This window comes from Streptomyces sp. A1277, from assembly GCF_004795015.1.
GTDB lineage: Bacteria > Actinomycetota > Actinomycetes > Streptomycetales > Streptomycetaceae > Streptomyces.
Window position 1 is genome coordinate 9,839 of record NZ_SSBI01000063.1, and the last position, 12,346, is coordinate 22,184.

At 75.1% G+C, this 12,346-nt stretch carries 8 protein-coding genes and 1 pseudogene; 6 read left to right on the plus strand and 3 right to left on the minus strand.

Annotated features, from left to right (window positions below; all coding sequences use genetic code 11):
- Nucleotides 1-134: 134 nt before the first annotated feature.
- Genes E6R18_RS30870 through E6R18_RS30890 form a run of 5 tightly spaced genes read left to right on the plus strand, consistent with a single transcriptional unit; the run spans nt 135 to nt 6,904 of the window.
- Entirely contained in the window at nt 135-1,127 is a 993-nt protein-coding gene (locus E6R18_RS30870) for a cobalamin biosynthesis protein (protein WP_136320183.1), read from the plus strand.
- Entirely contained in the window at nt 1,124-2,677 is a 1,554-nt protein-coding gene (locus E6R18_RS30875) for a cobyric acid synthase (RefSeq protein WP_136320184.1), read from the plus strand. The genes E6R18_RS30870 and E6R18_RS30875 overlap by 4 nt, the downstream gene beginning before the upstream one ends.
- Nucleotides 2,674-4,707: a putative cobaltochelatase gene (locus E6R18_RS30880; protein ID WP_136320185.1), complete on the plus strand. Its 2,034-nt coding sequence runs from the start codon at nt 2,674-2,676 to the stop codon at nt 4,705-4,707. Before E6R18_RS30875 ends, E6R18_RS30880 begins: the two co-directional genes overlap by 4 nt.
- Complete coding sequence (gene cobO / locus E6R18_RS30885) at nt 4,707-5,306, plus strand: cob(I)yrinic acid a,c-diamide adenosyltransferase (protein WP_136320186.1); 600 nt, start codon at nt 4,707-4,709, stop codon at nt 5,304-5,306. The genes E6R18_RS30880 and cobO overlap by 1 nt, the downstream gene beginning before the upstream one ends.
- Nucleotides 5,300-6,904, plus strand: coding sequence for a cobyrinate a,c-diamide synthase (locus E6R18_RS30890; RefSeq protein ID WP_136320187.1), 1,605 nt, complete (start codon nt 5,300-5,302; stop codon nt 6,902-6,904). Before cobO ends, E6R18_RS30890 begins: the two co-directional genes overlap by 7 nt.
- Nucleotides 6,905-6,909: 5 nt before the next feature.
- On the opposite strand, the gene E6R18_RS30895 is transcribed toward E6R18_RS30890, so the two are convergent.
- Complete coding sequence (locus tag E6R18_RS30895; RefSeq protein ID WP_136320188.1) at nt 6,910-7,632, minus strand: ZIP family metal transporter; 723 nt, start codon at nt 7,630-7,632, stop codon at nt 6,910-6,912.
- Nucleotides 7,633-7,746: 114 nt separating this feature from the next.
- Between E6R18_RS30895 and cobC the strand changes: the two are divergent.
- Nucleotides 7,747-9,337: pseudogene (gene cobC, locus E6R18_RS30905) on the plus strand (Rv2231c family pyridoxal phosphate-dependent protein CobC).
- A gap of 407 nt (nt 9,338-9,744) precedes the next feature.
- Here cobC and E6R18_RS30910 read toward each other — a convergent pair.
- Nucleotides 9,745-10,851, minus strand: a complete 1,107-nt coding sequence (locus E6R18_RS30910; protein ID WP_136320191.1) for an SCO1860 family LAETG-anchored protein — start codon at nt 10,849-10,851, stop codon at nt 9,745-9,747.
- Nucleotides 10,852-11,208: 357 nt separating this feature from the next.
- Entirely contained in the window at nt 11,209-12,309 is a 1,101-nt protein-coding gene (locus E6R18_RS30915) for an amidohydrolase family protein (RefSeq protein ID WP_136320192.1), read from the minus strand.
- Nucleotides 12,310-12,346: the final 37 nt, after the last annotated feature.

Here is a 12,346-nt window from a genome sequence, read left to right on the forward strand (position 1 = left end):
TCACGTCGAACCAGGGCGCGGACCCTGAGTGAGGACATATCGCCATGCCCGGCTGCCGTGCGACCGTTCCCCCGCCCCCCTCGCGGGCGGCTGCCCGCACGAAGGTCCTCCGAGGCGTGACGGCCGGCTGAACCGTGCGTGCCGATCGCATCTACGCGTACGGCGCCACCGCCGGACTGATCGGCGATCTGCTGCTCGGTGACCCCCGCAGGGGCCACCCGGTCGCCGCCTTCGGGCGGGCCGCGGCAGGCGTCGAACACCGGCTCTGGCGCGACCACCGGGGCGCCGGCGCCCTGCACACGCTGCTCTGCGCCGGAGGCGCCGCCGGAAGCGCCGCGCTGGCCGCCCGCGCCCTGCGCCGCCACCCCGCCGCGTCCGTCGCCCTGACCGCCGCCGCCGCCTGGTCCGTCGTCGGCGGTACGTCGCTGGGGCGCGAGGCCCGGGCCATCGGCGGGGCCCTCGCCGCGGGCGATGTCGAGCTGGCCCGGGAGCGGCTGCCGCATCTGTGCGGCCGCGACCCGCAGTCCCTGGACGCACCGCAGATCGCCCGCGCCGTCGTGGAGTCCGTCGCCGAGAACACCTCGGACGCCGTGGTCGGCGCCCTGGTGTGGGGGGCGCTGGCCGGCGTCCCCGGGCTCGTCGGCTTCCGGGCCGCCAACACGCTGGACGCGATGGTCGGCCACAAGTCGCCCCGCTACCTGCGCTACGGCTGGGCCTCGGCCCGGCTTGACGACCTCGCGGGCTGGCCGGGCGCCCGGCTGACGGCCCTGCTCGCGGTGGCCGCCGGGGGCCGGCCGCGGGAAGCGGCACGCGCCTGGCGGGCGGACGCGGCGAAGCACCCGAGCCCCAACGCGGGCCCGGTGGAGGCCGCGTTCGCCGGCGCGCTCGGCGTACGGCTCGGCGGCACCCTCGCGTACGGCGGCCGCGTCGAACACCGGCCCGTGCTCAACGGCGGGTCCGGCCGCGCGGTGGAGACCGGGGACATCGAGCGCGCCGTGCGGCTTTCGCGCCGGGTGAGTGTGCTCGCCCTCGGCGTCAGCGTCGCGGCCCGCCTGGGCGCGGGGATCGCCGCCCGGCGCCTCACCCGTACCCCAGGCACGCACATCCCAGGACGGAGACCGATATGAGCGGCGGACTGCTGGTCGCCGGAACCACCTCGGACGCGGGCAAGAGCGTCGTCACCGCCGGCATCTGCCGCTGGCTGGTGCGCCGGGGCGTGAAGGTCGCGCCGTTCAAGGCGCAGAACATGTCGCTGAACTCCTTCGTCACCCGCGAGGGCGCCGAGATCGGCCGCGCCCAGGCGATGCAGGCCCAGGCCGCCCGCGTGGAGCCGACCGCCCTGATGAACCCGGTGCTCCTCAAGCCCGGCGGCGACCGCTCCAGCCAGGTCGTCCTGATGGGGCGCCCGGTCGGCGAGATGAGCGCCCGCGGCTACCACGGCGGACGGCAGGAGAAGCTGCTGTCCACCGTCGTGGACTGCCTGGAGCAGCTCCGGGGCACGTATGACGCGGTGATCTGCGAGGGGGCGGGCAGTCCGGCCGAGATCAACCTGCGGCGCACGGACATCGTGAACATGGGCATCGCCCGGGCGGCGCGCTTCCCGGTCGTGGTCGTCGGCGACATCGACCGGGGCGGGGTCTTCGCCTCGTTCTTCGGGACCACCGCGCTGCTCGCGCCCGAGGACCAGGAGCTGATCGCCGGTTACCTGGTCAACAAGTTCCGCGGCGACGTCTCCCTGCTGGAGCCGGGCCTCGACATGCTGCGCGACCTGACGGGCCGCCCCGCCTACGGGGTGCTGCCCTTCGCGCACGGCCTCGGCATCGACGAGGAGGACGGCCTGCGGGTGTCGCTGCGCGGCACCGTACGCGAGTCGGCCGTCGCCCCGCCGCACGGCGAGGACGTCCTGCGCGTCGCCGTGTGTGCCGTACCCCTGATGTCCAACTTCACCGATGTGGACGCGCTGGCCGCCGAGCCCGGCGTCGTCGTGCGGTTCGTGGACCGGCCCGAGGAGCTGGCCGACGCCGACCTCGTCATCGTGCCCGGCACCCGGGGCACCGTGAAGGCGCTGGCCTGGCTGCGCGAGCGCGGGCTCGCCGACGCGCTGCGGCGGCGAGCCGCCGAAGGCCGCCCGGTGCTCGGCGTCTGCGGCGGCTACCAGATCCTCGGGGAGCACATCGAGGACGAGGTGGAGTCGCGCGCCGGGCAGGTCGACGCGCTCGGACTGCTGCCCGTGCGCGTCCGGTTCGACCGCGAGAAGACCCTCGCCCGGCCGGCCGGCGAGGCGCTGGGCGCGCCGGTCGAGGGGTACGAGATCCACCACGGCGTCGCCGAGGTGCACGGCGGCGAACCGTTCCTCACCGATGGGCGGGGCACGCCGCTGGACGGCTGCCGGTCCGGGGCCGTGTGGGGCACCCACTGGCACGGCTCGCTGGAGAGCGACGCGTTCCGCCGCCGGTTCCTGACCGAGGTCGCCCGGCTCACGGGCCGCCGCTTCGTGCCCGCCCCCGACACCTGCTTCGCCGCGCTGCGCGAGGAACAGCTCGACCGCCTCGGCGACCTGATCGAGGAACACGCCGACACCGACGCGCTGTGGCGGCTCATCGAGTCGGGCGCGCCGGCTGGGCTTCCCTTCATCCCGCCGGGGGCGCCCGCGGCACCCGTCAAGGAGGTCATATGAGTACGCCTTACCCCTTCACCGCCATCGTCGGGCAGGACGACCTGCGGCTCGGGCTGCTGCTCAACGCGGTGAGCCCCGCGGTGGGCGGAGTCCTGGTCCGGGGTGAGAAGGGCACCGCCAAGTCGACCGCCGTGCGCGCGTTGGCCGCGCTGATGCCCCAGGTGCGGGTCGTCCCCGGCTGCCGGTTCTCGTGCGACCCCGCGTCGCCCGATCCGGCGTGTCCGGACGGCCCCCACGAGGACGTCTCCGGCGTGTCGCGGCCGGCGCGGACCGTGGAGCTGCCCGTCGGCGCGTCCGAGGACCGGCTCGTCGGGGCGCTCGACATCGAACGGGCGCTCTCGGAGGGCGTGAAGGCATTCGAACCGGGGCTGCTCGCCGATGCCCACCGCGGAATCCTGTACGTGGACGAGGTCAACCTCCTCCATGACCACCTGGTAGACCTCCTGCTGGACGCGGCCGCCATGGGCGCCTCGTACGTGGAGCGCGAGGGCGTCTCCGTACGGCACGCGGCGCGGTTCCTGCTCGTCGGGACGATGAACCCCGAAGAGGGGGAACTGCGGCCGCAGTTGCTCGACCGCTTCGGGCTGACCGTCGAGGTCGCCGCGTCCCGGGAGACCGACCAGCGGGTGGAGGTGGTGCGGCGGCGCCTCGCGTACGAGGACGACCCGGCCGGCTTCGCCGCCCGATGGGCCGGCGAGGAAGCGGAGTTGCGGGCCCGGATCGTGGCGGCGCGGGCGCTGCTGCCCGAAGTGCGGCTCGGCGACAAGGCGTTGCGGCAGATCGCGGCGACCTGTGCGGCCTTCGAGGTCGACGGGATGCGCGCCGACATCGTGATGGCCCGCACCGCGACGGCGCTGGCCGCGTGGGCCGGCCGCACCGACGTGCTCGCCGAGGACGTCCGGCAGGCGGCCCTGCTCGCGCTCCCCCACCGGCGCCGGCGCAACCCGTTCGACGCGCCGGGGCTCGACGAGGACAAGCTGGACGACACGCTGGAGGAGAACGGCGGCGGGGACGACGATCCGGAGCCGGACGGGCCCGGTGGCGGCGGTGGGGGCGGTGGCGGCGGGCTGCCGCCGCAGGGGAACGGTCCCGACATGCCGCCCCCGCCCGCGGACGGGGCCGACGACACGCCCGGCCGGCCCGACTCCGAGCCGGCCGGGCCCACCCCGTCCGTGCCCGGCCAGGGCGGCGAGCAGCAGCCCGTACGGGCCGGTGAGCCGTTCCGTACGAAGATGCTGAGCGTGCCCGGTCTCGGCGAGGGCGCGGCGGGGCGGCGGTCCCGGGCGCGCACCGAGCACGGGCGGACCACCGGTGCGCGGCGGCCTCAGGGCGCGCTGACCAAGCTGCATCTGGCCGCGACCGTGCAGGCCGCCGCCCCGCACCAGCGGGCCAGGGGCCGGTCCGGGCGGGGCCTGGTGGTGCGACGGGACGATCTGCGGCAGGCGACGCGGGAGGGGCGCGAGGGCAACCTCGTGCTGTTCGTCGTGGACGCGTCCGGGTCGATGGCCGCCCGGCAGCGGATGGGCGCCGTGAAGGGCGCCGTGCTGTCCCTGCTGATGGACGCCTACCAGCGGCGCGACAAGGTCGGGCTGATCACCTTCCGGGGCCGGGACGCCGAGCTGGCGCTCCCGCCGACCTCGTCGGTGGACGCGGCGGCCGCCCGGCTGGAGTCGCTGCCGACCGGCGGGCGGACCCCGGTGGCCGCCGGGCTGCTGAAGGCCCATGACGTGCTGCGGGTGGAACGGCTGCGCGACCCGTCCCGGCGGGCGCTGCTGGTCGTGGTGACGGACGGGCGGGCGACCGGCGGGCCGGACCCGGTGGCGCTGGCCGCGCGGGCCGCCCGGCTGCACGCGGCCGAAGGCACGGCGTCCGTCGTCGTGGACTGCGAGTCGGGGCCGGTGCGGCTCGGGCTCGCGGCGAGCCTCGCGGGCGAGCTGGGCGGCAGCGCCGTCACGCTGGACGAGTTGCGCGCCGAATCGATCGCCGGACTCGTCAAGGACGTCCGGGGCACCGACAGGAGGGCCGCGTAATGCCGAAGGGACAGCCGGAGAGCGTGCCGGACGACGGACTCACCACCCGCCAGCGGCGCAACCGCCCGCTGCTGATGGTGCACACCGGCATCGGCAAGGGGAAGTCGACGGCGGCGTTCGGGCTCGCGCTGCGCGCCTGGAATCAGGGGTGGCCCATCGGGGTCTTCCAGTTCGTGAAGTCGGCGAAGTGGAAGGTCGGCGAGGAGAACGCCCTGAAGGTGCTCGGCGCCAGCGGCGAGGGCGGGTCCGTCGACTGGCACAAGATGGGCGAGGGCTGGTCCTGGGTCCAGCGCGACGACCAGCTGGACAACGAGGCGAAGGCCCGCGAGGGCTGGGAGCAGGTCAAGCGCGACCTGGCCGCCGAGACGTACCGGCTGTACGTGCTTGACGAGTTCGCCTACCCGCTGCACTGGGGCTGGGTGGACACCGACGAGGTCGTCCAGGTGCTGCGCGACCGCCCCGGCACCCAGCACGTGGTGATCACCGGCCGCAACGCGCCCGCCGCGCTGCTCGACGCCGCGGACCTGGTGACGGACATGTCGAAGGTCAAGCACCCCATGGACGCCGGGCAGAAGGGCCAGAGGGGCATCGAGTGGTGAACGTGCCACGCCTGGTCGTCGCCGCGCCCTCGTCCGGCAGCGGCAAGACCACCGTCGCGACGGGGCTGATGGCCGCGTTCGCCGCACGCGGGCTCGCCGTGTCCGGGCACAAGGTGGGCCCCGACTACATCGACCCCGGCTTCCACACGCTGGCGACCGGTCGCCCGGGCCGCAACCTCGACGCGTACATGTGCGGGCCCGACCTGATCGCGCCGCTGTTCGCGCACGGGGCGCAGGGGTGCGGGCTCGCGATCGTCGAGGGCGTGATGGGCCTGTACGACGGGGCGTCGGGGCTGGGCGAGCTGGCCTCGACCGCGCACGTGGCGAAGCTGCTGAGGGCGCCGGTGGTGCTGGTCGTGGACGCGTCCTCGCAGTCCCGGTCGGTGGCGGCCCTGGTGCACGGCTTCGCCTCGTGGGACACGGGGGTGCGGATCGGCGGGGTGATCCTCAACAAGGTCGGCTCCGACCGGCACGAGGCGCTGCTGCGGGAGGCGCTGGAGGAGTCCGGGGTGCCGGTGCTGGGCGCGCTGCGGCGGGCCGAGGGGGTGTCGGTGCCGTCGCGGCACCTGGGGCTCGTGCCGGTGGCGGAGCGGCGGGCCGATGCGGTGGCCGCTGTCGCGGCCATGGCGGGGCAGGTGTCCGCGGGGTGCGATCTGGAGGGGTTGCTGGCGTTGGCGCGGTCCGCGCCGCCGTTGGGGGGTGCGGTGTGGGATGCGGGGGGTGCGGTGGCCGGTGCTGTGGGGGGCGCCTTCGGCGGGGGTGTTCCCCTGCCCGCCCCTTCCCGTAACCGGGGCTCCGCCCCGGGCCCCGCTCCTCAAACGCCGGAGGGGCTGCAAGGGGCGGCTCCGGAGGGACTGAGAGGGGCGCAGGGGCTGCAAGGGGCAGCCCCGGAGGGGGTGGAAGGAGCGCAGGGGCTGCAAGGGGCGACCTCGGACGGGGTGGAAGGGGCGCAGGGGCTGCAAGGGACGGCTCCCGAGGGGCTGGGAGACAGGGTTGAGGCGCCTGTTGTTGCCGTTGCCGGTGGGGCCGCGTTCACGTTTTCGTATGCGGAGAACACCGAGCTGCTCGCCGCCGCCGGGGCCGAGGTCGTGACCTTCGATCCGCTGCGGGACGAGCGGTTGCCCGAGGGGACTCGGGGGCTGGTGATCGGGGGCGGGTTCCCGGAGGTGTACGCGCCTGAACTGTCGGCCAACGAGCCGTTGCGCAAGGCCGTGGCGGAACTGGCGGAGTCGGGGGCCCCGGTCGCCGCCGAATGTGCGGGCCTGCTGTATCTGGCGCGGTCGCTGGACGGGCTGCCGATGTGCGGGGTGCTGGACGCCGAGGCGCGGATGTCGAAGAGGCTGACGCTCGGTTACCGGGACGCCGTGGCGCTCGTGGACAACGTGCTGGCACCGGCCGGGGCGCGGATGCGGGGGCACGAGTTCCACCGTTCCGTGCTGGAGCCGGGCGCGGGTGACGAGCCGGCCTGGGGCATGCACCGGCCCGAGCGGCGCGTGGAGGGGTTCGTCCGGCGGGGGGTGCACGCGAGCTACCTGCACACCCACTGGGCCTCGGCGCCCGGCGCGGCCCTGCGGTTCGTCGAGCGGTGCCGGGGGTGAGCGGGTCACTGGGCGAGGCCCACCACCAGCCAGATGAAGCCGACCCCGGCCACCGTGCACAACAGGGTGGAGCGGGCCGGGTGGTCGTGGTGCGCCTCGGGCAGGATCTCGGCGGCGGCGAGGTAGAGCAGGGCGCCGCCGAAGAAACCGAGATAGCAGCCGAGGAGTTCCTCCGGAAGGGTGAACAGGAGCGTCGTCGCCGCCCCGACGACGGGCGCCGCCGCGTCCGCGTACAGCATCGTCAGGGCCCTGCGGCGGGCGTTCCCGTACAGGCTGGTGATCGTGTACGTGTTGAAGCCGTCGGCGAAGTCGTGCGTGATCACGGCGAGGGCGACGGCCGCCCCCATGCCGCCGCCGACCTGGAAGGCCGCGCCGAGCGCCACCCCGTCCATCAGGCTGTGGCCGACCATCGCGGCCGCCGCCGTCAGCCCGACCTGCGGGACGCGCTGCTCGGCCGCGCCGTGTGCCGCCTGGCGCACCGCGAGCAGCCGCTCCACCAGGTGGGCGACGAGGAAGCCCGCCACGAACAGCAGCAGGGCCGCCGGTACGCCGAAGACGAGGCCGCCCGCGGCCTCCACCGCCTCCGGCAGCAGATCCAGGCCGACCACGCCGAGCATCAGCCCGCCCGCCAGACCCAGGACCAGGTGGCGGCGGTCGCTGACGCGCTGGGCGACCCAGCCGCCGGCCAGGGTCATCAGGAACGCGCCGAGCGCGACGAACACCGCCATGCGCTCTTGCTAGCCGATGCACCCCGGTCCCCGCATCTCAGCCGCCCGCCCGGGCCCGGCCCTGAGCCCGTCACCGAAGGCCCGGCGCCCGGCCCTGAGCCCGTCGCCGAAGGTGTGGTGCCCGGCCGTCTGGTCGTCGGCGTCGGCGCGTCCCGGGGCGTGCCCGAGGACGAGGTGACCGGGCTGGTCCTGGAGGCCCTGCGCACGGCGGGGCTCTCGCCGCGCGAGGTCGTGGAGTTGGTGACCGCCGACGCGAAGGCCGGGGAGCCTGGGCTCGTGGCCGCCGCCGCCCGGCTCGGGGTGCCGCTGCGCACCTACCCGGCCGAGGTGCTGGCCCGGATGGAGGTGCCGCACCCCTCCGGGGCGCCGCTCTCCGCCGTCGGCACGGCCTCGGTGGCCGAGGCGGCGGCGCTCGCCGGAGGCGGGCAACTCCTCGTCCCCAAACGCAAGTCCCGGCCCGGCGGCGGGCGGCCGTCCATGGCCACCTGCGCGGTCGTGCGCCGGCCGGTCCGGACCGTTGCGTGAAACCCGGTGCGGGGCGCATAGTCATCCTGCCGGACTTGACCCCCGACGACGGCCACCACCCCCACACCCACCCCCCATGGCGGTCATGCACACTCCCACTGAGAGTCCCGACGCGACAGGCGCGGGCGCGCACGATCTGCGTCACCACGGCGACGCGGAAGTACGGGGACAGGACCGGGATCTGACCGATCTCGCCGTCAACGTACGAGCCGGCACCCCACCGGCCTGGCTGAAGGAGCGGATCGCCGCTTCGCTGGACACGCTCGCCGCGTATCCGGACGGGCGCCAGGCGCGCGCGGCGGTCGCCGCGCGGCACGGACTGCCGCCGGAACGCGTCCTGTTGACGGCCGGCGCGGCGGAGGCGTTCGTACTGATCGCGCGGGCCCTGCCGACCCGCCGGCCGTATGTGGTGCACCCTCAGTTCACCGAGCCGGAGGCGGCGCTGCGCGCGGCCGGGCACGACGTGGGGCGGGTGCTGCTGCGCGCCGAGGACAGCTTCCGGCTTGACCCGGCCGACGTACCCGCCGACGCGGACCTGGTCGTCGTCGGCAACCCGACCAACCCGACCTCCGTGCTGCATCCCGCCGCCGTGCTGGAGCGGCTGGCCCGCCCCGGACGGACCCTGGTGGTCGACGAGGCGTTCATGGACGCGGTCCCTGGCGAGCGCGAGGCGCTGTGCGGGCGTACGGACATCCCGGGGCTCATCGTCCTGCGCAGCCTCACCAAGACGTGGGGTCTTGCGGGGCTGCGGATCGGGTACGTGGCGGCCGCGGCGGAGACCGTCCGCACGCTGGAGGAGGCGCAGCCGCTGTGGCCGGTCTCGTCCCCGGCGCTGGCGGCGGCGGAGGCGTGTGTGGAGCCCCGGGCGCTGGCGGAGGCGGCCGCCGCGGCGGACCGGATCGCGGTGGACCGGGCCCATCTGGTCGCCGGGCTGCGGGAGTTCTCCGAGGTACGGGTGGTGGAGCCGGCCGCGGGGCCGTTCGTCCTGGTCCGCCTCGAAGGGGCCGCGGAGATACGGGAGCGGCTGCGGATGCGGGGCTTCGCGGCCCGGCGCGGCGATACGTTTCCGGGGCTCGGGGACGGCTGGCTGCGGCTGGCCGTGCGCGACCGTACGACGACCAACCGCTTCCTCCAGGCGCTCGACCTGGCCCTCCAGGCACTGACGGTGGTCGGGCGGTAGCCGCCTGCTCCATTTGGTGAGCGGTGCTCTGTGTGTGGGCGGCGGTTACGCGGTGAGCGGTGCCCCGCGTGCGGTTATGCGGTGAGCGGTGCTCTGGTTGTGGGCGGGCGGTTGTGCGGTGAGCAGTGCTCTACCAGGCGAGCACTGGATCGGTTCGTGAGCGGCGCTCCGCACGTAGAGCACCCAGCCTTTCCGTGAGCGGCGCTCTGGAACCGGAACGCCGCCCGCGCCCCCGCGCCCCCGCGCCCCCGCGCCCCCGCGCCCCCGCGCGGCCGGATGCGGGGCGCCGCACACCGCACCGATCGGTGAGCGGCGCTCCGCGTCCGGAGCACCGCTCACCGATCCCCTCCCCCTCGGGCGCGTCAGCCCCGGGCGCGTCAGCCCCGGGCGCGTCAGCCCCGGGCGCGTCAGCCCCGGGCGCGGCGCCTCGTCACGACCATCGCGCCTGCGCCGGCCGCCAGCAGCAGGGCCGCGCCGCCCGCGATGTACGGGGTGTTGGAGCTACTGCCCGTCTCGGCGAGGTCCGCGCCGGCGGCGGGCGCCTGGTCCGTGCCGGTCTGGGTCTTCACGTCGCCGCCGCCGTCGCCCCCGGTGTCACCGGCCGTGTCCCCACCCCCCGTGGAGCCGCCGTTGCCGGAGTCGCCGCCACCGGTCGCCCCGCCGTCGCCGGAGCCGCCATCGGTCGAACCGCCCCCGGTGGAACCGCCGTTGTCGCCGCCCCCGTTCTCGTTGCCCCCGTTGTCACCGCCCCCGTTCTCGTTGCCCCCGTTGTCGCCGCCCCCGTCGTGGCCGTCGCCCGGCTTCGGGGTCTCGCAGGTCGCTTCGGCGAGCGTGACCTCGCCCTGGACCTCCGCGACGTTCAGGTTGAGCGGGTTGACCGAGACCTTCAGCTGGAGCGCCACCGCCGCGGCCGTGCGCGAGGTGGTCTCCGTCTTCGACAGGTCGAGGGTCACCTCGCCCACGTCCGGCACCGCGACCCGCGTGGTGCCGCCTGCCGTGAGCGTGACGCGCTTGCCGAGCACCGTCACATGTCCGAGCACGTTGGACTCGGCGACCGGCTTGCGGCCCGCCTCGCACACCGCCCTGGAGGTGACCTTCTCCACCTCGATCAGCGACAGCGGGGCGAGACCGGGCAGGTGGACCCGCGCCTTCGCCAGGTTGCTGTAGCCCTCCGCGCGGTGCTTGGTGACGGTCGCCTTCGCGGTGGCCACATCGGCCCGCAGGACGTTGAACGGCTTGCCGTGGTCCACGCCGTCGAGCCGCGCACTGAGCGCGGTCTGCTCGGCGCTCCGCGGCGCCTGGACCGCGTTGAGCGAGGTCTTCAGCGGCACGTCGACCGTCTTGTTCAGGAGCGAGACGTCGAGCGTGGTGCGGAGCACGACCGCGCTCGCCTTCCCGTCGCCGCCGGCCGTGGCGGTCGTCGCGGTGGCGGCGTGGGCCGGGACGGTGACCAGGAGGGCGACGGGAGCCGCGGCGACCGCCAGGGCGGCGAGGCGGAAGGTGTTGCTGTTCAAGATGGTGGAACCCCCACAAGAGACATGGAGCCACCGGCGCCGTCCAATGGGGGACATCGCTGGCACCGGTGACCTCGACTCCGTGAATCTTTACGCACAGAGGGTGAACTGGCGGACACCTGAGGCCAGTTCACTCCAAAGGGGGGTTTCCGCGCCTGTATTCGATTATTCCGGCACGTGCGTTCCTCGCGTTCACCCGTTTCACTGAGCTTCACGACGTTTCGGGGCGCGCACGACCGGCACCCGGGAACCGCCTCCCGCTTACGCGAAAGATGTTCAACGAGCGGGGCGCCCCGGGGTCACTGCCGGTCAACGCCGGAGCCACGCCGGAGCCAACGCCGGGGCCCGCCCCGTGCGTCAGCCGATCACGCGCCCGTTCAGGACGATCCGGCGCGGCCCCGCCAGCACGCGGACGTCGGCCCGGGGGTCCTCGTCGTACACCACGAGGTCGGCCGGCGCCCCCTCCTCCAGGCCCGGCCTGCCTAGCCAGGCGCGGGCTCCCCAGGTCGTCGCGGACAGCGCCTGGAGGGGCGGGATGCCCGCCTTGACCAGCTCCGCGACCTCGTCGGCCACCAGACCGTGCGCCAGCACCCCGCCCGCGTCGGTGCCGACGAAGACCGGTACCCCGGCGTCGTAGGCGGCGCGCACGGTGTCGTAGCGGCGTTCGTGCAGTCGGCGCATATGGGCGGACCAACGGGGGAACTTGGCCTCGCCGCCCAGCGCGAGGGAGGGGAAGGTGGCGATGTTGACGAGGGTGGGGACGATCGCCACGCCGCGCTCCGCGAAGAGCGGGATGGTCTCCTCGGTCAGCCCCGTGGCATGCTCCACGCAGTCGATCCCCGCCTCCACGAGATCGCGCAGCGAGTCCTCGGCGAAGCAGTGCGCGGTGACCCGGGCGCCCAGCCGGTGCGCCTCGGCGATGGCCGCCCGGGCCGCCTCGCGCGGCCAGCAGGCGGTCAGGTCGCCCACCTCGCGGTCGATCCAGTCGCCGACGAGCTTCACCCAGCCGTCGCCGCGGCGCGCCTCCTGGGCGACGTACGCCACGAGTTCGTCCGGCTCGATCTCGTAGGCGTAGTTGCGGGTGTAGCGCCGGGGCCTGGCGATGTGGCGGCCGGCCCTGATGATCTTCGGCAGGTCCTCGCGGTCGTCGATCCACCGCGTGTCGGCGGGCGAGCCCGCGTCCCGCAGGAGCAGCGCACCGGCCTCCCGGTCGTCCAGTGCCTGCCGTTCGGTGGTCGCCGTGTCGACGGCGCCGTGGTGGTCGAGGCCGACGTGGCAGTGGGCGTCGACCAGGCCGGGCAGGGCCCAGCCGGTGACGACGACGGCGTCGTCCGCGCCGGGTGGCCGCTCGAAGGTGACGCGGCCGCCGACCGCCCACAGCTCGTCCCTGACCTCCTCGGGCCCGATGAGCACCCGCCCCTTCACATGCAGCACCCGCGGCGCCTCGTGATCACTCATGGACAGCACTGTACGAGGGGCCGGGGCCGGCTCCAGC

What these genes read in the sequence shown, in the direction of transcription:
- E6R18_RS30875 (WP_136320184.1), top strand. Translation starts at nt 1,124, where the DNA reads ATGAGCGGCGGACTGCTGGTCGCCGGAACCACCTCGGACGCGGGCAAG.
- E6R18_RS30880 (WP_136320185.1), top strand. Translation starts at nt 2,674, where the DNA reads ATGAGTACGCCTTACCCCTTCACCGCCATCGTCGGGCAGGACGACCTG.
- cobO (WP_136320186.1), top strand. Translation starts at nt 4,707, where the DNA reads ATGCCGAAGGGACAGCCGGAGAGCGTGCCGGACGACGGACTCACCACC.
- E6R18_RS30895 (WP_136320188.1), bottom strand. Translation starts at nt 7,632, where the DNA reads ATGGCGGTGTTCGTCGCGCTCGGCGCGTTCCTGATGACCCTGGCCGGC.
- E6R18_RS30915 (WP_136320192.1), bottom strand. Translation starts at nt 12,309, where the DNA reads ATGAGTGATCACGAGGCGCCGCGGGTGCTGCATGTGAAGGGGCGGGTG.